The following is an 18,698-nucleotide window of genomic DNA, read 5'->3' as shown; positions in this document are numbered from 1 at the left end:
TGTCGTTTCGGCGGCTACTTCGTCTCGACGTTGTCGACGATCCAACGGTCGTCCTCACGGACGAGCGTGACGACCATTCGGTACTTCTGCGACTTCCCCTCGGGGGCAATCACATTCTTCGCCTCCTGGTCCACGAACGCCAGCACGACGGCGCTCGAGTCGTCGAGGCTCTCGACGCCGATGTTCGTCACCGTCGCGGTGGCGGTGCCCTGCCCGTCGGTGACGAGTTTGCTCAGGGCGTCGACCATTTCGTTGTACTTGCCGGCGAACTCCGGCGTGGACATCCCCGCGATCTTGTCGCGGTTGGCATCGAGGTTCTGGTAGTCGAACGTGGCGATCGTCTGCGCGTAGTCGCGCGTGGTGTCGACGGCCGCGGCGCGGAGCGAGTCGGTGCGATGCTGCTGCCACAGCAGCCATCCGAGCACCGCGGAGAGCACCGTGAGCACGGCGACCAGGACCGCGAGGACCGTGGCGGCGATCCGGGATCGCGATCTGCGCGCGGGTGCGACGTCGGCGGGCCGGGACTCCGGGTCCGAGACCGGCGGTGTCGCGGTCGCGGTCGCGCCGGCGGCGGTGTCGATCCCGGTCTTATCGTTCGCCATCTCCGAGCTCCTCCAGCAGTTGGTTCCATTGGTCGAGCGCCTCGGCCCCGGTGGGGACGAGGACCGGGTCCGGGACCATCGGCGGACCGATGACCGCGCCCGGGGTGGTCGCGTTCTGCAGCCCGAGATCGTCGGGTCGCGGTGCCGTGCGTGATCCGCGCTGCGCGATGTTCGGGCCGGGCGGGCAGTACAGCGTGAGGTTCGGCTGGGTGGGACTCAGGTCCCCCACGGCGCGGCGCTGCGTGTCGTAGTTGCACACCGGCCCCTGCGTGCCGACGAGTGCGAACTCGGCCCTGTCCCCCTTGACGATCGACTCGAGCTTGCCGAGCCCCTCGGGGATCTCGTCGAGTCCCGCGGCCAGAGCGTTACGCCGGTCGGCGATGATCGGGGTGACGGTAGCCAGGTTGGCCAGCAACGCGCCGAACGTGTCGTGGTAGCGATCGAACAGCTCTCGGGTGTGGGCGAGCGCGTCCGGCGAACGGTCCAACAGGTACACCAGCGTCGGCGAGTTGTCGTCGAGTTGGCCGGTGACCGTCCGCGCCGCGGCCGTCCCCCGGCCGAACGCGTCGGCCTGGTCTGCCATCGCCCCGACCAGGCTCGCGGTGCGGGTGAACAGCGACCGCAGCTGCGGCGCCTGCCGTTCCAGCAGGGCCGACAGCTTGTCACCGTCGTCGATCATGCTCGCCAGACCGGGGCCGAGGCCGTCGAATGCCTCCCCCAGTTCGGTGCCGAGGGTACCGACGGCCTCGGGGTCGATGCCGCCCAACAGTTTCGCGGCGTCGCCCATGAGCTGATCCATCTGGACCGGCTGCTGATCCTGCGGCGCCGGGAGGATGTCGCCGTCCTCGAGATAGGGACCGGACCCGGTGGTCGGGTAGATATCGACGTTCTGGATGCCGGCGGCGGTGCTCATCGTGACCTTCGCGATGCTGTCGCGCGGAATGCGGGTGCCGGGGTCGAGGTCGAACTCGATCCGCGCCCCGTCCCGGCCGCCATCGAGCGTCACCGACGCGACCCGGCCCACCTGGACGCCGCGGTAGGTGACGCTCGTGCCCGCGGTCAGGCCGAGCGCGTCGGACATGTTCGTGTGCAACCGGATCGGATCGCCGAACGCCCGGGAGCCCACCACGTAGGCGATGCCGAACGGGATCACGACCGCGGCGGTGAGCGCGAACAGGATCAGCTGGACCAGCACGACTCGCCTCATCCGGTCCCTCCCGACAGCAGCGTCCGCAGCGAACCCGCCTCGGCCGACCGGGCGGTCAGGCCACCGGTCAGGAGATTCTCGATACCGGCCGGGATGTCCAGGGTTCCGTCGAACATCAGGTAGTCGCCCTTGGCTGCGCGATCGAAGTTTCCGAGGAAGGTGTTCATGTTGGTCAGCGTCTCCCCGATGCGGGAGTTGAACGAGCGCAACGTCTCCACCACGGTCGCACCGTCGGTGACGATGCCGTCGAGGCTGGACGCCGACAGCACGACGTCGGCGTGCTCCGCCAACCGGGCGCTGGAGTCCAACAGCGACGCGAGCCGGTCCCGCTGCTGCGCCAGGACGGTCGTGGCCTCCGGCACCGTGTCGAGGAACCCGTCGAGCACGTCCTGCTGCTCCACGAGTTGCCCCGAGATGCTGCGCGCCAGATCGATCGCCGCGCCGAAGTCGTCCTGCTGCTCCGTCGCCGTCCCGGTCAGCGCGGTCATCGTGTCGAGCAGACCACGCACCTTCTGCGACCGGCCCGCGAACGCGGTGTTGAGTTCGTCGATGACGGTCTGCATCTGGTCGAATCCGCTGCCGGTGAGGATTGTCCCGAGCGTGGCCAGTGCGCTCTCGATCCGGGGGCCGATCTCGGTGCGGGATTCGACGATGACGTCGCCGTCGGCCAACGCCGTCCCCGACGGCTCCCGGGGGATGTTCAGCCGCACGAACGGGCTGCCGAGCGCAGACGGCAACTCGACCGCGGCCTCGACGTTGCCGGGCAGTTCCGCCGACGACGACAGGCTCAGGTCGACGGCCGCGCCCACCGTGTCGGTCGACAGCTTCGACACCCGGCCGATCACCCGCTGCCCGGTGCGCACCTCGGCCCCCATCAGGATCCCGTCGGCGTGCGCCAACTGCACCGTCACCGTGTAGCTGTCGCCGGGCACGGATCGACCGAGCGGAAGGTCCTGGATGCCGACGCCGCAGCCGGTGAGCAGCAGCCCGCCGCCGACGGCCGTCGCGATCCCGCCCATCCTCCGGCGCATCAGTTGCCTCCTGCCGCCGCGGCGCCGCCCGAGAGCAGGGTCGCGAGACCCAACGGGTCGGAGGCGCTGATCGGAAAGGAGATCGGGTTGGTGAATCCGGCTCCCGTGCACAGCGGCATCGGGTACTGCGCGCACAGCGGTTGCGCCACCGCGAACTGGGTGAGGGCGGTGGAGATGTTCAGCCGTATCCGGCCCCGGTCGTCGGGGCCCACGGTGCGGGACAGGTTCTGCATCAGGAGCGGCACGAGGTCCATGAATTCGGCGAGCCCGGGTTGGTTCGCCGCCAGGGTGTCGCCGAGGGTGCGCAGGTTGCCGGCGACCGCCCCGACGTCGTCGCCGTGCTCGGTCGTGAAGCGGTCGATCTGATCGAACACTGTCTTCAGGTCCTGCAGCGGCCGCGTGATGTCGAGATCCTGCGCCGACCATTCGTCGCCGAGCGCGCCGAGGTCCGAGATCAACTGGTCGATACTCACCTGGCGCGTGTCGAGTTCGACCATCAGCGACTCGAGATTGTCGACGATCGCACCGATGTCCTCGCTGCGCGCGCCGACCACTCCCGTTGCGGCGCTGAGGCTCCGGGCGGCCCGGTTCAGATCCTCGCCCTGACCGTCCAGGCTGGAGGCCGCCTGTGAGAGCAGACCGCCGGCGTCGCCGCCGCCCGGACCGAGCGCCTCGGTCAGGGTGTCGAGGCTGCCCATCAGGCCGTCGAAGTCGATCGGGGCGTGGCTGCGCTCGAGCGGAATCTCGGCGCCGTCCGCGAGTTTCGGCCCCCCGCTGTACGCGGGACCGAACTCGAGATGAGGGTCGCTGATGACCGACGGATTCAGCACGTACGCATGCACGTCCGCCGGGAGTTCCACCTCGTCGGGTACGGATGCGGTCACCCGCACGTAGGTGCCGACCGGTTCCACGGCGGTGACGGTGCCGACCGGCACGCCGAGCACCGTGACCTTGCTGCCCGGGTACAGGCCGTTGACGTAAGCGAAGTCGACGTGGACGGTGGTCGTGCGGTCGGTGCGCCCGAACACGTACCAGGCGCCGGACGCGAGCGCGACCGCCAGGACGGTCGCGAGCGCGACCCGGCCGAGGCGGCGACGCCGGACCGCGGACCGGGCGCTCATCGGCACCCCTGCATCACGCCGAGCACGCACAGCATGTTGTCGGGGACGACGGCCGCCGGCGCGGTGACGTCGGTCCAGTTCCCGTTGCCGGTCGCGTCGGTCGCGGAACGCAACGCCGGTGGCAGACGCGTCAGGATGCGATCGATGTCGGCCGTGTTCTGCTGCAGTGTGTTCGTGACCGCCACGAGGTTGCTCGTCAGCTGCGAGAGCTCCTGCTCGTGTTCGGTGAGCGACGTCGCCGTCGTCGCCAGCACCGTCCGCAGGTTCTCCACGAGTCGGGTGAGCACCTGCCTGCGCACCGCGAGGGTGCGGACGACGGTCTGCGCGTTCGAGAGGGTCGTGGCCAGCGATTCCTGCTGCCGGACAGCCAGATCCGACAGCGATCGCGACAACGTGAGGAGCTGGTCGATCTGCTCTGCGTTCCGGGCGACGGCGGCCGACGCTCCGGTGATGCCCGTGAGCGCCTTGGCGAGCTGCGCGGGATCGTCGGGCATCACCTGCGACAGCGTCGTCATCATCGCCTCCAACGACTCGGCGTCGATCTGCTGCGCGGCGCCGGCGGCGTCCCGGCTCACGTCGTCGAGGCTGTAGGGAACGGTGGTGCGCGACAGCGGGATGACGTCGGGCGACGCTCCGTCCGGTGGGTCCCGCTCGACGACGCCGGCCGGCACCACCTCGAGGTATCGCTTGCCCAGCACGGTCTTCAGCCGCACGGTAGCGGTGGTCCGGTTCCCGAGCGGCTGGCCGTCGTCCAACCGGAACGCCACGCGCACATGGTCACCCGCGAGGTCGATGCCCTCGACCCGCCCGGCCGGAACGCCCGCGACGTACACCGGATCGCCGCCGGACAGCCCGCTCGCGTTCGCGAGTTCGGCGGTGTACGGGGCGGTCCGCGCCAGATACCAGACCTTGGGGACCCCGAGGGCCGCGGCCAGGCCGAGCACCAGCGCCGCGATGCCCAGCGTCCCGAGGGCCAGCGGCGGGGCCGAGCCGGGACGGCGCTCGCCGCGGAACAGGAACAGCCACATTCCGACCACGACGTCGACGGTTCTGACGAGGAACATCAGCTGCACACCTCCGAATGGGTGGTCCCGAAGATGTTCGCCTCGACGTCACCGACCTTCAGCACGAAGTTGCACAGGTACAGGTTCACGAAACCGCCGTAGCTGCTGATCCGGTTGATCCCGTCAGCGAACTGCGGCATCGCGGCGACGAACCGGTCGAACGCGTCGGTGTCCGCGATCCACTGGTCGGTGACGTCCTTCAGCCCTGTCACCGAGTCGCCGAAGGCTCCCTGGGACCGTGTGAGGGAGGAGGCCAACGCCGCGACCGCGCGGTCACCGCCGTCCAGCACGGCGGCCAAGTCGTCGTTGCTCGCCGCCACCGACGAGGTCAGGTCGCGGAGCCCGCCGATGAGCTCCTCGAGCTGCGGTCGCCGCTGGTTCACCGACCCCAGCAGCCCGGTCATGTTCGCCACCAGTTGTTCGAACACCCCACGGCGGTCCGCCAGATCGGTGGTGAGCGCACCGATCCGGTCGACGAGCGTGGACACGGCCGCGCCGCGCCCGTCGAAGGTCTCCACGAAGGTGCGGGTGAGCGTGTTGACCTTGCCGGGGTCGAGGGCGTCGAACAGCGGCGCGAAGCCGTTCATGAGGGCGGTGAGGTCGACCGGCGGGGTGGTGCGGTCGAGCGGGATCACACCGCCGGGCGGCAGTGCATTCCCGCGCTCCCCCATCGCGACCGGTTGCGCGGCCGCCCCCTCGGGCGGGGCGAGCGCGAGGTACCGCGCACCGAGCATGTCGCCGTAGCGGACGGCGGCGGTCACGTCGCGGTCGAGGGTGTAATGGGACGACACCTCGATCTGCACGACGGCCTTGCTCGTCCCACCGCCCGCGTCCGCGAAGTCGATCGCGTCGACGCGCCCGATCCGCACCCCCGCCATCGTCACCGGGTTCCCGGGGTTGAGTCCCTCGACGTCGGTGAACTCGACGGTGTAGTTGTCGGTGGCGCCGCGAACCGGTACCGACAGCGTGTTCGCGACCAGCAACCCGCACACGACGCCGGCGACGCAGAACCCGGCGGCCTTCGCGAGCGGCACCCATCCGATCGTCATCGCACCCGCACCTCCGTGCCGCGCACCAGCGGTCCGAGCATCACCGGCGCCAACGGATTCGGCTCGGCACGATCGTCCGGGCCGGTCGCGTCCCCGAGCAATCGGTCCCGGAGCACGTCCAACGCCTGCTGTTCTTGCGGTCCCCCGTCGACGGCGCTGGGGCCGCACGCACCGGGGAGATCGCCGTAGCCGGGGCAGTCCGCGGCGCCGTACGGCAGTGGGTCGTCGAAGGTGGGGACCGCGACGATGTCGAAGTGCCCGGTCGCGAACACGCGGGCGCCGGCGGCGCCGAACGTCCGCGCCCGGTCGAGGGTGTCGGCCAGGCCGTCGGGGTCGGCGGCCGTGGTGGCGAGGACGGTGCCGGACGCGTCGAGCACGGTGATGATCCGGTCCCGCTGCTCGCCCGCGAATCCGGCGAGGACGGAGGCGAATCCGGCTGCGGCACCGCTGGTGTCGACGACCGCGTCCCGGTTCTCCACCACGGTTCGCGACACAGCGGTGGCGGCGGCCAACGTGGCGACGACGTCCGGGGTGGCGGCGTCCAGGGCCTGCAGCACGGTCCGGAAGTCGGGGGTGGCCTCGAGCAGCGACTGCACGGCCGGAGTCAGGTTCGGCGACGCCGCGTCCAACCGGTCGATGATCCGCCCGACCGTCGCGCCGCGCCCGTCCAGCGCCTGCGCCAACGCCGACAGCGCCACCTGCGTCTTCTGCGGCTGCATGCGGTCGAGCACGTCCACGAGCCGGGTGTAGACGGCGTAGAGCGCCACCGCGTCCGGGCCGGTGTCGATGCGCAGTTCGGCGCCGTCGGCCAGGGGCCCGCCGGCGGCGCCGGGGGAAGCATCGACGAGTTGGATGTAGATGTCGCCGAAGAAAGTTCGGGGTACCACCCGCACCACGACCGAGGCCGGGATCGACCCGATGGCGTCGGAATCGATCTGCAACCGCACCCGGGACGATTCGATGCCCGAGTCGATGCCCGAGATGCGTCCCACGTTGACGCCGCTGTACCGCACGGGCGCCTCGCCGCTGACGAGGCCGGCCGTGGCCGGGACACCGACCACCACCTCGGGGTCGCGTTGCAGTTGTCCGGTGCCGCGCATGACCATCGCGGCACCGGCGACGAGGGCCACCAGCACCGCGACCGCCCCGCGCGCCGCGAAGGCGGCCTGACCGGGGCCGGTGCGGCGGGCCACGTCACACCCCCATTCCGGGGATCGTGGGCACGAGCCCCCACAGCGCGAACGTCATGAGGACGTCCAGCACACCGATCGCGAGGATGGCGGTACGCAGCGCGCGCCCCGCCGCCTGTCCGACGCCGGCCGGTCCGCCCGACGCGAGGTAGCCGTACGAGCAGTGCACCAGCGCGACGACGCCCGCGAACACGATCGCCTTGATCGCGGCGTAGACGAGATCCTCGGGCGACAGCGCGAGATGGAAGAAGTAGTCGTAGGTGCCGGCGGAAGCGCCGCCCCAGAACACGATCACCAGTCGCGTCGACAGATAGCTGGCGAGCAGCCCGATCATGAAGATCGGCAGCACGCACACCATCGCCGCCAGCACCCGGGTTCCGGCGAGAAACGGGATCGACCGCACCGCCATCGCATCGAGTGCGTCGATCTCGTCGGAGATGCGCATGGCGCCGAGTTGCGCGGTGAATCCGGTGCCCACCTTCGCGGCCAGCGCGATCGCAACCACGACAGGGGCGAGCTCCCGGGTGTTCGCGATCGCGGACAGCATCCCGGAAAGTGTTGTCATACCGATCAGTTCGAGCCCTCGTTGCGTTTCGACGCCGAGCATCATCGCCGCGGCGAGCGACATCGCGAAGACGATGCCGACGGTACCGCCGCCCGAGAGCAACGAGTTGGTGCCGAAGCTGACCTCGCTGATCTGCGCGAGGACGTGTCGGCGGTAGCGCGTGGCCGCATACGGCAACGAGAGGACGGTGCGCCAGAACAACGTGGCATGCCGGCCGACGTCGGCGAGACCGCCGTACACCGCGGTCACGGGCCTGGCGGCGCGGCGCAGTCGCACCCGGGTGTCGAAGCCGACCATCAGTACGCCCCGACCGCAGGCACGACCACGGTGTACAGCGCGGAGAGGGCGGCGTTGACGATGAAGACCAGCGCGAACGCGATCACGACGGCCTCGTTGACCGCGTCCGCGACACCGCGCGGCCCGCCCTTGGCGTGCAGGCCCGCGAACGCGGCGATCAGTGTCGAGGTGAGCGCGAAGATCGCGGCCTTCACCAGTGCCATCACGAAGTCCGGCAGACGCCCGTACTGGCTGAACGTGGCCAGAAACGTTCCGGCGGGCAGATGTTGGACGTAGATGTGGTACAGGTAGCAGGCCATCACGCCGCCGAAGGTCACCATCGCGCACAGGGCGAGCGAGACGATCACGGCGGCGACGAGTCGGGGTGCGACGAGTCGCTCGAGCGCGTCGATGCCCATGACCTCCAAGGCGTCGATCTCTTCGCGAATCTTCCTCGAGCCGAGATCCGTACAGATCGCCGAGCCGGCGACTCCGGCCATCATCAGCGCACAGACGAGTGCGGACGCCTGCCCGACGATGATGAAGGCGACCACCGCGCCGGAGTACCCGCCGGCCCCGATGCGTCCGGCCAACTCGCCCACCGAGACCGCGACGAACACGCCGATCGGGATCATCAACAGCAACGACGGTCCGGTGCTCACCCGGCCGATGAACAGGGTCTGGGTCACCGTCTCCTGCAACGACAACCGACCGCGCACCACCGACCGCACCAGCGCGACGAGGGCCTGCACGGAGAAGCCGATGAGATACCCGCCCTGGAGCGCGACGTCCTGCACCGGCCCCTTCCCGGTGGGCAACTCGTAGCTCATCTGCCGGCCCTCCCCAGTTCCGTCCCGAACCCGCTGCCTCCCGGCCCCTCACGACGCCGGAGCCGGCCCTGGTGTCGTCAACCCTGCACGACGGCGGATCCGCTCCGCAGCTCTCCCTTGACGACCTTGCCACTTGCGTTGCGCGGCAACATCTCCACACACACCACCACCTTGGGGTGCTTGTACCGGGCGAGTTGCTCGTCGAGGAACGGCTGCAACTCGTCGAGGGTGAGTTCGCCCCCGGCCCCGGGACGCAGCGCGACCACCGCCACCGGGATCTCGCCCCACCTGGGGTCCGGGCGACCGATCACGGCGGCCTCGAGGATCTTCGGGTGCGCGAAGAGCGCGTTCTCGACCTCGGCGCAGTAGATGTTCTCGCCGCCCGAGATGATCATGTCCTTCTTGCGATCGACGACGTAGACGAAGCCCTCGTCGTCCACGCGCACCAGGTCGCCGGAATGGAACCAGCCACCGTGGAACGCGTCCGCCGTGGCCGCCGGGTTCTGCCAGTACTCGAGCATCATCGTCGGTCCGCGGTAGACGATCTCACCCACCTCACCGGGGGCCACGTCGTTCATGTCGTCGTCGACGACGCGGGCCTGCACGGTGGGGATGACCCGGCCGACGGACCCGAGTTTGCGGAGGGCGTCCTCGCCGTCGAGGACGCACGTGATCGGGGACATCTCCGTCTGCCCGAACACCGCGACGTTCGACGCGTCCGGAAAGGTCTCCGCCATCGCCCGCAGGACGGTGTCCGATGCGGGCGCCGCGCCCCAGGAGATGCCGCGCAACTTCAGTTTTCGCGGCTGCGTCTGCTGCGCCGCACACACCGCCTGCCACTGAACCGGCACCAGGAACAGCGTGGTCACCTGCTCTTCCTCGAGGACGTCGAGCAGCACGTCCGGATCGAACGCACCGACCGGATGGATCACCGTGGTGAGCCCCAGCATCAGGCTCGGTGCCATCGATCCCAACGCGGCGATGTGGAACATCGGCGATGCGCAGAACCCGATGTCGTCGGGCCGGTTCAACTGGAACGCCCGAATGCACGTGAGGGCCTGCGCCGCCATGTTGCCGTGGGTGAGCACCGCCCCCTTGGGACGGCCGGTGGTCCCGGAGGTGTACATGATCAGTGCCGGAGTGTCGTCCGGGATGTCGATCGCGGGGTACCCGGCGCCGTCCTCGGCGACGAGGTCCTCGTACCCGAGTACGTCCCCCTCGGTCGCGCCGCCGACGACGATCGACAGGTCCGGCCCCCCGACGTCGGCACGCACCGCGTCGGCGAGCGGCGCCAGCGTCGTGTCCGCGACAACCACGCGAGCACCGCTGTCGCGCAACAGGAATGAAACCTCGGGCACGGTCATCCGGAAGTTCACGGGGACGGCGATGGCGCCGAGCGCATTGGTGGCGAGAACCACCTCGAGATACTCAGGGCGGTTGAGCATCAGGATCAGGACCCGGTCGCCGAGGCCGACACCCCGCCGCGCCAGCGCGTCGGCGAGCCTCTCGACCCGCGTGTGCAGCGTCGACCACGTGACGGACGCACCCTGGAACCGCAGCGCGACGCGATCCGGGATCATCCGGGCGTGCCGCGCGACCTGATTGTTCCAGTTGTTGCGACGGGACCGCTGGGCCTCGTTCGAGGTTGCGGGGACAGCAGAAGAAGTGACCATCGCGGGTTCCTCTCGTGCGGTGCGGGTCCTCCCGACCTGACCGGACCCGTGGTTCGATGTGAGGCAGATTACATGTTATGCGCGGTTCCAGTGTGCATTTTGTTAATCGCGATTCTCAACGACCGGCGGCCGCTCCCGAGTGCCGCCCACGCGGTCCGGAGGCTCGGCTCGGCCGACCGAGATGCGATCCGAACTGCGGTTATCAGACGTTTGTCCGACTGCGGCGGGATCCGTCCTCGACGCCGTCTCCCCACCTGGAAGTAGACAGCGATTCCAGTTCTACGGGAACTTCGGCCGGCGCTTCTGCAGCATCGCCGCCGCCCCCTCGGCGAAGTCGGCGGACCCGAGCAATTCCGCCTGGCCTTCCTTCTCCCGCTCCAGTGCGCGGTCCAGCGCGTCGAGCGTGACCGCATTGAGCGACCGCTTCGTGAGTTCGAGCGCGCGTCGCGGCCCCGATGCGAGTCGTGCGGCGACTGCGCGAGCGTGCTCGGACAACTCGACGTCGGGAAGCGTCCGCGACACCAGGCCGACGCGATCGGCGTCCACCGCCGCCACCCGCTCTCCGAGCAGTGCCATCTCCGCGGCCCTCGCCCGGCCGATCGCGGCCGGCACGAGCAGGCTCGCGCCGCCGTCCGGCATCAGTCCGATTCCGACGAACGCGAGCAGGAAGTAGGCGCTCTCGGCGGCGTAGGTCAGGTCGGCGGCGAGCGCGAGCGACACCCCCACCCCGGCCGCCGGTCCGTTCACGGCCGCGACGACCGGAACGGGGACCTCAACGATCGCGCGGACTGCCGCGTTCGCGACATCCATGACGACGCTCGGGTCCGCCGGATTCGGCCCTGCGGCAGCGAGATCCGCACCGGTGCAGAAGGCCGATCCGGCTCCGGTGAGGAGGATCGAGCGCACCGCGGCGTCGTTCCCCGCGTCGCGGACCGCTGCACCGAGTTCACTCATGGTCGCCATGTCGACCGCGTTCATCCGCTCGGGCCGTGAGATCGTCAGTTCGAGCACGCCGTTCCGCAGTTCGCGGCACAGCCCCTGCCCTGTGCTGGTAGTCATGCGTGCACCTCCTGGTCGCGCGCGGGCGCCTGCGGATGATCGTCGCGGCTTCGTCGATCATCCTCCGAACCGAGGCGTCACACGTCGGAATGTCGTCGATCGATCCCCGGCCCTGCCCGACGCTCCGGACACCCGCGACGAGATCGCCGTCCCCGGGGAGTCCCGAGGGCGGCCCGAATCGGGAGAAGAGCAGGAATTTCCGTTAACTTTCGTGGCGAGCGATCCGCTTGTCAACACCCGCTGTACAGGCGAATAAGTCGGAGCCTCCACAGGATTCGCGGTACCGAACCGGACGCACGGGCACTTACCTGTGCGTTATGCTGCGGCGACCAGTCACCACACGTCAGGAGGTCCGGTGGCGGAACGCACGGAGACCCGCGCGCGAGCGGCCCACGCCCGCCCCGGCACGCCGACCGGCACCGAGCCCCGCCGTCGGCCCAAGAACCGGAAGGCGCAGATCGCGACGGCAGCGGCCGAAGCCTTCAGCGAGCGCGGCTACCACGCCGTCAGCATCGACGAGATCGCCTCGACCGTAGGCATTTCCGGTCCCGCGCTGTACCGCCACTTCCCGAACAAGTACGCCTTGTTCCTGCACGCGGCCACGAGCCTCGCGACGGCGCTCGAGGAGGCGGTGGCCGACGACGAGGCCCGAGCCGGGACGGACGCCACGGCCCGACTCGACGAACAGATTCTCGCGTCCGTGCGCACCACCGTCGCCAATCGTCGCACCGCCGGCCTGTACCGCTGGGAGAGCAGGTACCTGGAGGCGGACGACCGCGCGTACATCCGCGGTGTGATCGAAACGGTCAACCGCCGCATCGGCGCGACCCTCGCAGAACTTCGCCCCGAGCTCCCCGCGCGAGACAACTTCCAGGTCTGTGTGGCCATGCTCAGTGTGGTCGGCAGCATCACCGTCCATCGGGCGAGCCTGCCCCCTCGGCGGCTCGAGAAGTTGCTGCTCGACGCTTGCCGCGACGTCGCATACACCGATCTGCCCCCATCCGCGGATCCCGTCGACCCGCCCACCCGGGCACCCGGGATCCCGTTGGTCAACAAGCGGGAAGTCCTCCTCAACGAGTCGATCCGGCTCTTCCATGCCCGCGGTTACCACGAGGTGAGCATCGAGGAGATCGGCGGCGCGGCCGGAATCAACGCGTCGGGTGTGTACCGGCACTTCACGAGCAAGTCCGATCTGCTCTCGGCGGCGTTCCACCGTGCCGCGGATCGCCTCACGGTGGCCGTCGGAACCGCACTCGGTGGCTCCACGACGCCCAGGGAAGCCCTCGGCGCACTGGTGGAGGTGTACGTCCGCCTCTCGTTCGCACAGAACGAACTGATGAGCGTGTACTTCGCCGAGATCGGGAGCCTGCCGGACGAGCAGCGGACCGAACTGCGGAACGTGCAGCGACTCAACGTCGAAGAGTGGGCGCGACTGCTGGGCGAAGCCCGTCCCGAACTGTCCGCTGCCGAGTGCAGGTTCCTGGTCCATGCGGCACTGAGCCTCGTCGTCGATGTGGGCCGGGTGATGCGCTTCGATTCCGGCGAGGCCAACGAAGCGCGCGTGCAGGCGCTCATGCTCGTGACGCTGTTGGGCGAGCGAGCCGATACATGAGGTCGGCGACCTCCGCAGCCCGGGAGTCCGCGTGACCCTGGGCTACATGCCCGTCACCCCGAGGATCACACCGACGAACTGTGCCTGATCGACGAGCGCCGCCGCGACCTGTTTTGTTCGAAACAGACGGCTGGTCAACCAGCTACGGCGTCGGCCCGATCATGGCCGACCGCATCCTCGCCCGCGGCGGCAACCCCCTCCTGTTCTATGGCGAGTCCGGCTTCGCGATGTACATCGGCACGGCGCCGATCGAGATCTCCAGCGCTGACAAGGATCGTCACCGACTCTCACGCTCGAAACCCGCTTCACCTGGAATGGGTGATGCGGCGCGGCAGCGCTGCCGACATGATCCTCATTCGAATGGCTGAGAACTTCATACTGCTTAGCACCTGCCCGCCGGTCGATGGAAGGGCGTACACATGGCATCAATTCACCTCACTCGGGTGCATCGAGAAGTCCTCTCAATACTCGACTCCCGATCGGTCGGCGCAGTGGCGGGCGTGCCACGTTCATGACCAGGAGGAATAGATGGCGGACGGCAGCGGCAGCACCGGGGCTTCGAACCGGCCCAACATCGTGTACTTCCATGTCGACAACCTCGGTTTCGGAGAGATCAGCTGCTACAGCGGCGGCCCCTTTCGCGGCGCCTGGACCCGTCGAATCGATGCCTTCGCCGAGCAGGGGACTCGGCTGACAAACTTCGCCCCCGAAGCTCAATGCACGCCCACCCGATCCGCTTTCCTGACGGGGCGGTACTCGGTGCGTTCGGGCACACACTCGGTTCCGATCGGCGTCCAGGGCGGATGGGGACTGGTGGCCTGGGAACGAACGTTGGGGGACCAGTTGTCGGAGGCCGGCTATCGATGCGCGGTCTACGGCAAATGGCATGTCGGAGAAGGACCCGGTCATTGGCCGACCGACCACGGCTTCGTCGAGTGGAGCGGCCCCCCTCGCACCTACGACGAATCCCTGTGGCCCGACGATCCCTGGTACGACCCCACCCGCGACCCGGTCAGCCGCATGGTCACCATCGCGGCTGGCGACGACGACGTCACCGAGGGCGAACAGATGACCCAAGACGTGCGCCGCGACGTCGACGTCGACTACCTCGCCCGGACCGACTCCTTCATCAGGACGTCGGTTGCCGAACGGGAGCCGTTCTTCTTGTACTTCAACCACTCGATGATGCACATGCCCGTGATTCCCCGACGCGAGTTCGCGGGGCAATCCGGCATGGGCGATTGGGCGGACAGCCTGCTCGAGCTCGACTCCGACTTCGGGACGGTGCTCGACCTCCTCGACGAACTGGGGATCAGCGACAACACCCTGGTGGTCTTCGCCGGCGACAATGGACCCGAAGAGATGCTGCCGTGGCGTGGCTCACCGGGGTACTGGGAAGGGTCGTACTTCGCCGGGGGCGAGGGCAACCTTCGAACACCGTGCATCGTCCGCTGGCCCAGGCGCATCGGGCAAGACCGCGTATCGAACGACATCATGCATGTCACCGACTGGTTCACGACCCTGCTGTCCGCGGCCGGTGCGAAGGTTCCCTCGGATCGGGTGATCGACGGCGTCGATCAGCTGCCGTGGCTCACCGGCAGGCAAGAGGCATCCGCACGTGACGGCTACCCGTATTGGATGGGTGCCGAGCTCTACGGGGTGAAATGGCGGGACTTCAAGGTCGTCATGAAGACCCAGAAGCTCTCGACCGATGAGGTGGGCACGCTCGCCGCGCCACACATCATCAACCTGATCACCGATCCGCAGGAACGTGAGCCCTTCAACTACAAGTACCTTCACAGCTGGGTCGCCTACCACGCCGGGCGCATCCTCGGCGACTACAAGGCCAGCCTCGCCCGCGAACCACTCATTCCCGCGGGCGCTCCAATCGACCACGTTCCCGTTCATCACTGACGCCCGGGACGGTTCATCGTCGGCGATCGTCACCGTTGCGCGTCGAGACGGTTGCGCCGGTCCGGCGGGTTCCGTCAATGGCAGAGACCGCGTCGAGCCGGCCCGATGTTCACAGCAGGGCTCTCCGTTCTTGCTGATTCCCCCATCTCGTGCACCTCTGGCAGGCGGGGTGCTTCCCCGTCGAGAAGCTCGTGCGCACCTTTCCCTTCCACGAGATCGCCACCACGCTCGCCGCAGTCGACGCCGGCGAGGTGGTGAAGGCCGTACCGACAGCCGCACCCGACGAACCAGGAGATCCCGCATGACCACCCGAGACGACGTGACAGCCTTGCGCGCCCGCACCGATCGGATCGATCCACGCGAACTCGACGAGTTGTGGGCGCGCCTCGAGCCGTGCCGGCCGATCGACCTCATCGGATACCGCTGGCGCGGATTCGCTTTCGACACCGGCCACCGAACCGGCACGCTGCTCGATCGCATCCACTGGTACGGGAAGGCGTTCACGAGCGAATCGGAGGTCCAGCCGCTGCTGTGCCGAGACGATTCCGGAAAACTGGTCTCCGACATCGGCACCGGCCACGGCGAGGCCAGCCTGTGGGAGGTGGTCTTCCGGGGCGAGATCACCGCGACCATGGTCTACGACGGCATGCCGGTCTTCGACCACTTCAAGAAGGTCGACGACGACACCGTCATCGGCGTCATGAACGGCAAGGGCAAGTTGGTGTTCGACGGCGGCGAGCACTTCTGGTTCGGCCTCGAACGCGACGTCGCGCTCTGACCTCGGGCGGCCGAGCGCGACGTCGCGTCCGCGTCAGATCAGGTGCCGGCTCCGCGCCAGGCGTCGGCGCATGTCCCGCAGGTAGTAGGTGGCCGTGATCTGGCGCAGCGGGCGCGGGACGCGGCGGTAGAGGATCGGCACCACCGTCATGAGGCGGTCGAAGCGGCGCTGGTCGCGAGGGCTCCACGGCAGCGCGAACTGGTCCCGGATCCGCGGCGGCAGCAGCCCGATCGTGAGGAATCGCTGCAACGGCATCGTCATCCGCACCGGCAGCGGCGCCCGGCCGCCGGAGAGCAACCCGCGCACGTACGCGCGCACCTGGTCGTCCACGGTGGCGGTCTCGATCATCCGGTCCCAGTACGCGTCGAAGTCGGTGCGGGTGGCCGGCCACATGTCCTCCCGGACCTGTAGCGCCGTCCCGTACACCGCCGACTGCCGGTACAGGCGCTCGGCGTCGGCATCCGACAGCGGCCCGAAGAACCGCTGGTACATGTCGGAACCGTTGCGGTACAGGGTGGCTGCGACCCACAGCTGCAACTCCGGGTCGAAGGCGTTGTACCGCTCCGACCGCACCGGGACGTGTGCCCGGTTCACCAACCGGACCACGGCCTGCTTCTCCTCGGCGGAGCCGAGGGTGACCGCGTACACGTACGTCATGGTGGTCCGCAGCCGGTCCAGTGGCCGCTCGAGCGTGGTGCTGTGCTCGGCGACGCCGCGCCCGACACCCGGCAACGCCAGCTGCAGCAGGACCGTGGCGCCCGCCCCGATCAGCAGCATGGACTCCCCGACGAAGTCGGCGAGGTCGAGCTGTCCGGTGTCGCGTTCCACGACAAGCGGTTTCGTCATTTCCATATCCCCACTCGCTCGAGGTGCGCGACGAGGCGCCGTGCGGCGTCGTCGAACTGGACGCGGGTGTGCGACACCACGGCCTCACGGTCCCGCGCTCGGATCGCGTCGATCAGGCTCGCGTGCGACGCCACCGCCAGCAAGCCCCAGGCCGGATCGGTGGCGTACAGCTGGTAGGGCGTGTACCGGGCGGCGTTGAGCAGGAACCACGCGAGCTTGGGCCCGCCTCCGATCCGGCACAGTTCGCGGTGGAACTCGTACTCCGCGTCGGCGATCCGCTCGGGATCGGAAGCCTCGACCGCCTCACCCAGCACGTCGTTGAGCGCGGTCAGCCGCGTCAGGTCCTCGGCCGTGGCGACACCCGAGGCGCGCACCGCCAGCTCCACCGTGATCTGGCCCTGCAACCAGAAGATGTCGTGCACGTCGTCGCGTTCGAGCGGCGACACGACGTATCCGCGGTTGGGCACCGACTCGACCATGCCCTCGCCCCGCAGGGTCAGCAGCGCCTCCCGCACCGGGGTGACGCTCACGCCGAGTTCGGCGGCGGTCTCGTCCAGGCGCACGAACTCACCGGGCCGCAGACGACCCGACATGACCGCACCGCGCAGGTACGTGGCCACCGAATCGGAGAGCTGCGTCCTGCGCAGTGGACGTGCCGGCGCACCCATGTCGACGCTCCCTACAGCCCGTACGTCTTGCCGATGATGTCGCGCTGGATCTCGTTGGTACCACCGTAGATCGACGACACGAGCGTCCTGCGGACATGCCCCTCCATGTCGAACTCGGTGGCGTATCCGTATCCACCCATCATCTGCATGCCCTCGAGCGCCACCTTCTTCGCGGTCTCGGTCGCCTTGAGCTTGACCATCGACGCCTCCCGCGGGAACAGCTTCGTCGGGTTCGCGTCGACCAGCCGTGCGGTGTTGTACACGAGCAGCCGGGTGCACTCGATCTCGGTGGCCAGATCCGCGACACGGTGACGCAGCACCTGGAATGTCCCGACCGGCCGACCGAACTGCTTTCGCTGCGTGATGAATTCGAGGGCGTCGTCGAACGCCCGCTGCGCGGTGCCGAGCATCATCGCGCCGAGGATGAGTCGTTCGATGTTGAGCCCGGTCATCAGCTGACTCCACCCGTTGCCGACCTCGCCGACGACGGCGTCGGCGGGCAGGTGGACGTCGGTGAGATAGAGGTCGTTGACCTCCTTGCCGCCCATCGTGTCGATGCCGCTGATCTTGAGACCCGGGGTGTCCGCCGGCAGGTGGAACATCGTCAGGCCCTCGTGCTTGGACCCGGTGCGGTCGGTTCGGGCCACGAGCAGGATGTTCTCGGCGAAGTGCGCGTTGGAGCACCACGTCTTCTGCCCGTTGATGAGCCAGCCGTCGGAGACCTTCTCGGCGCGACAGGTGAGGTTGCCGACGTCGGACCCGGCCTCGGGCTCGGACATCGAGATCGACTCGGAAGCGCCGCGCACGATGCCGCCGAGCACGGCCCGCTTCTGCGTCTCGGTACCGAACCTTCCGTACGCCGCCCCGGTGATGAGGGTCGGCCCGATGCCGCCGATCGGCGCCATCCCCCTCGCGGCCTGTTCGAGCAGGATGCACATGTCGACCGCGGTGCCGCCCGATCCGCCGTACTCCTCGGGGACGGTGATCCCGAGCCAGCCGAGGTCGGCCATCTTCAGGTACAGCTCCTGGTTGTGGCTGTGCTCACCGCGGCCGGTGAGCGCGTCCCGCTGCTCGCGGGTGCCACACTCGCGTCGGCAGAACGCGGCCACCGCCTGCGCGAAGTCGTGCTGTTCGGGGGTGAAGTCGATCGTCATTGACGTGCTCCTGCCTGGAAAGAGTCGAGTTACCGAATTCCCCTGCGGCCGCATCGGGG

General features: G+C 68.9%; 19 protein-coding genes. 5 read left to right on the top strand and 14 right to left on the bottom strand.

The features are described 5' to 3' along the window. Window positions 1-14 precede the first annotated feature (14 nt). The 11 genes from EGT67_RS16480 to EGT67_RS16430 all read right to left on the bottom strand — a co-directional run bounded on the left by EGT67_RS16480 (window position 15) and on the right by EGT67_RS16430 (window position 11,667). Complete coding sequence (locus tag EGT67_RS16480; RefSeq protein WP_241566070.1) at window positions 15-602, bottom strand: VirB8 family type IV secretion system protein; 588 nt, start codon at window positions 600-602, stop codon at window positions 15-17. Further along, entirely contained in the window at window positions 589-1,809 is a 1,221-nt protein-coding gene (locus EGT67_RS16475) for an MlaD family protein (protein WP_127917159.1), read from the bottom strand. Before EGT67_RS16475 ends, EGT67_RS16480 begins: the two co-directional genes overlap by 14 nt. After that, complete coding sequence (locus EGT67_RS16470) at window positions 1,806-2,840, bottom strand: MCE family protein (RefSeq protein WP_127917158.1); 1,035 nt, start codon at window positions 2,838-2,840, stop codon at window positions 1,806-1,808. The genes EGT67_RS16475 and EGT67_RS16470 overlap by 4 nt, the downstream gene beginning before the upstream one ends. Further along, window positions 2,840-3,961, bottom strand: a complete 1,122-nt coding sequence (locus EGT67_RS16465) for an MCE family protein (protein ID WP_127917157.1) — start codon at window positions 3,959-3,961, stop codon at window positions 2,840-2,842. Before EGT67_RS16465 ends, EGT67_RS16470 begins: the two co-directional genes overlap by 1 nt. Then, the gene (locus EGT67_RS16460) at window positions 3,958-5,025 is read right to left on the bottom strand and encodes an MCE family protein (RefSeq protein WP_127917156.1); all 1,068 of its coding nucleotides are present in this window, start codon (window positions 5,023-5,025) and stop codon (window positions 3,958-3,960) included. Before EGT67_RS16460 ends, EGT67_RS16465 begins: the two co-directional genes overlap by 4 nt. After that, on the bottom strand, window positions 5,025-6,074 hold the full coding sequence (locus EGT67_RS16455) for an MCE family protein (protein ID WP_127917155.1): 1,050 nt from the start codon (window positions 6,072-6,074) through the stop codon (window positions 5,025-5,027). The genes EGT67_RS16460 and EGT67_RS16455 overlap by 1 nt, the downstream gene beginning before the upstream one ends. Beyond that, window positions 6,071-7,267: an MCE family protein gene (locus EGT67_RS16450; RefSeq protein WP_241566069.1), complete on the bottom strand. Its 1,197-nt coding sequence runs from the start codon at window positions 7,265-7,267 to the stop codon at window positions 6,071-6,073. Before EGT67_RS16450 ends, EGT67_RS16455 begins: the two co-directional genes overlap by 4 nt. A gap of 1 nt (window position 7,268) precedes the next feature. Beyond that, on the bottom strand, window positions 7,269-8,126 hold the full coding sequence (locus tag EGT67_RS16445) for an MlaE family ABC transporter permease (RefSeq protein ID WP_127917154.1): 858 nt from the start codon (window positions 8,124-8,126) through the stop codon (window positions 7,269-7,271). After that, complete coding sequence (locus tag EGT67_RS16440) at window positions 8,126-8,935, bottom strand: MlaE family ABC transporter permease (protein ID WP_127917153.1); 810 nt, start codon at window positions 8,933-8,935, stop codon at window positions 8,126-8,128. Before EGT67_RS16440 ends, EGT67_RS16445 begins: the two co-directional genes overlap by 1 nt. A gap of 77 nt (window positions 8,936-9,012) precedes the next feature. Continuing rightward, entirely contained in the window at window positions 9,013-10,608 is a 1,596-nt protein-coding gene (gene fadD5, locus EGT67_RS16435) for a fatty-acid--CoA ligase FadD5 (RefSeq protein ID WP_127917152.1), read from the bottom strand. Between the two features lie 279 nt (window positions 10,609-10,887). Further along, window positions 10,888-11,667 (bottom strand): enoyl-CoA hydratase, encoded by a 780-nt coding sequence (locus EGT67_RS16430; protein WP_127917151.1) that lies wholly within the window; start codon window positions 11,665-11,667, stop codon window positions 10,888-10,890. Between the two features lie 355 nt (window positions 11,668-12,022). Here EGT67_RS16430 and EGT67_RS16425 point away from each other — a divergent pair, with 355 nt between their 5' ends. From EGT67_RS16425 to EGT67_RS16410, 5 genes are all read left to right on the top strand, one after another. Then, window positions 12,023-13,279, top strand: coding sequence for a TetR/AcrR family transcriptional regulator (locus tag EGT67_RS16425; protein WP_127917150.1), 1,257 nt, complete (start codon window positions 12,023-12,025; stop codon window positions 13,277-13,279). Between the two features lie 80 nt (window positions 13,280-13,359). After that, window positions 13,360-13,647 carry a transposase gene (locus tag EGT67_RS16420; RefSeq protein WP_127917149.1) on the top strand — a complete coding sequence of 96 codons (288 nt, stop codon included), beginning with the start codon at window positions 13,360-13,362 and terminating at the stop codon, window positions 13,645-13,647. Between the two features lie 160 nt (window positions 13,648-13,807). Further along, window positions 13,808-15,193: a sulfatase-like hydrolase/transferase gene (locus tag EGT67_RS16415; RefSeq protein WP_127917148.1), complete on the top strand. Its 1,386-nt coding sequence runs from the start codon at window positions 13,808-13,810 to the stop codon at window positions 15,191-15,193. Between the two features lie 149 nt (window positions 15,194-15,342). Next, window positions 15,343-15,498, top strand: a complete 156-nt coding sequence (locus tag EGT67_RS25120; RefSeq protein ID WP_164877587.1) for a hypothetical protein — start codon at window positions 15,343-15,345, stop codon at window positions 15,496-15,498. Then, window positions 15,495-15,971, top strand: a complete 477-nt coding sequence (locus EGT67_RS16410) for a DUF4334 domain-containing protein (protein ID WP_127917147.1) — start codon at window positions 15,495-15,497, stop codon at window positions 15,969-15,971. Before EGT67_RS25120 ends, EGT67_RS16410 begins: the two co-directional genes overlap by 4 nt. 33 nt (window positions 15,972-16,004) lie before the next feature. Here the strand turns inward: EGT67_RS16410 and EGT67_RS16405 are convergent, their stop codons facing one another. The 3 genes from EGT67_RS16405 to EGT67_RS16395 are packed head-to-tail and all read right to left on the bottom strand — an operon-like array spanning window position 16,005 to window position 18,639. Continuing rightward, a complete protein-coding gene (locus tag EGT67_RS16405; protein ID WP_241566068.1) occupies window positions 16,005-16,817 on the bottom strand; it encodes an oxygenase MpaB family protein in 813 nt (270 codons plus the stop codon). After that, complete coding sequence (locus EGT67_RS16400; protein WP_127917145.1) at window positions 16,814-17,485, bottom strand: GntR family transcriptional regulator; 672 nt, start codon at window positions 17,483-17,485, stop codon at window positions 16,814-16,816. The genes EGT67_RS16405 and EGT67_RS16400 overlap by 4 nt, the downstream gene beginning before the upstream one ends. Before the next feature lie 11 nt (window positions 17,486-17,496). Beyond that, window positions 17,497-18,639, bottom strand: coding sequence for an acyl-CoA dehydrogenase family protein (locus EGT67_RS16395; RefSeq protein WP_127917144.1), 1,143 nt, complete (start codon window positions 18,637-18,639; stop codon window positions 17,497-17,499). Window positions 18,640-18,698: the final 59 nt, after the last annotated feature.

It is taken from the genome of Prescottella agglutinans, assembly GCF_004011865.1.
GTDB lineage: Bacteria > Actinomycetota > Actinomycetes > Mycobacteriales > Mycobacteriaceae > Prescottella > Prescottella agglutinans.
Note: the sequence above shows the minus strand (reverse complement) of the source record. Positions and strands in the feature narration are given on the sequence as shown.

Coding starts and splice junctions, on each gene's coding strand:
- EGT67_RS16465 (WP_127917157.1), bottom strand. CDS start 3,961: ATGAGCGCCCGGTCCGCGGTCCGGCGTCGCCGCCTCGGCCGGGTCGCG.
- fadD5 (WP_127917152.1), bottom strand. CDS start 10,608: ATGGTCACTTCTTCTGCTGTCCCCGCAACCTCGAACGAGGCCCAGCGG.
- EGT67_RS16410 (WP_127917147.1), top strand. CDS start 15,495: ATGACCACCCGAGACGACGTGACAGCCTTGCGCGCCCGCACCGATCGG.
- EGT67_RS16470 (WP_127917158.1), bottom strand. CDS start 2,840: ATGCGCCGGAGGATGGGCGGGATCGCGACGGCCGTCGGCGGCGGGCTG.
- EGT67_RS16460 (WP_127917156.1), bottom strand. CDS start 5,025: ATGTTCCTCGTCAGAACCGTCGACGTCGTGGTCGGAATGTGGCTGTTC.
- EGT67_RS16415 (WP_127917148.1), top strand. CDS start 13,808: ATGGCGGACGGCAGCGGCAGCACCGGGGCTTCGAACCGGCCCAACATC.
- EGT67_RS16480 (WP_241566070.1), bottom strand. CDS start 602: ATGGCGAACGATAAGACCGGGATCGACACCGCCGCCGGCGCGACCGCG.
- EGT67_RS16455 (WP_127917155.1), bottom strand. CDS start 6,074: ATGACGATCGGATGGGTGCCGCTCGCGAAGGCCGCCGGGTTCTGCGTC.
- EGT67_RS16400 (WP_127917145.1), bottom strand. CDS start 17,485: ATGGGTGCGCCGGCACGTCCACTGCGCAGGACGCAGCTCTCCGATTCG.
- EGT67_RS16440 (WP_127917153.1), bottom strand. CDS start 8,935: ATGAGCTACGAGTTGCCCACCGGGAAGGGGCCGGTGCAGGACGTCGCG.
- EGT67_RS16430 (WP_127917151.1), bottom strand. CDS start 11,667: ATGACTACCAGCACAGGGCAGGGGCTGTGCCGCGAACTGCGGAACGGC.
- EGT67_RS16445 (WP_127917154.1), bottom strand. CDS start 8,126: ATGGTCGGCTTCGACACCCGGGTGCGACTGCGCCGCGCCGCCAGGCCC.
- EGT67_RS16405 (WP_241566068.1), bottom strand. CDS start 16,817: ATGACGAAACCGCTTGTCGTGGAACGCGACACCGGACAGCTCGACCTC.
- EGT67_RS16395 (WP_127917144.1), bottom strand. CDS start 18,639: ATGACGATCGACTTCACCCCCGAACAGCACGACTTCGCGCAGGCGGTG.
- EGT67_RS16475 (WP_127917159.1), bottom strand. CDS start 1,809: ATGAGGCGAGTCGTGCTGGTCCAGCTGATCCTGTTCGCGCTCACCGCC.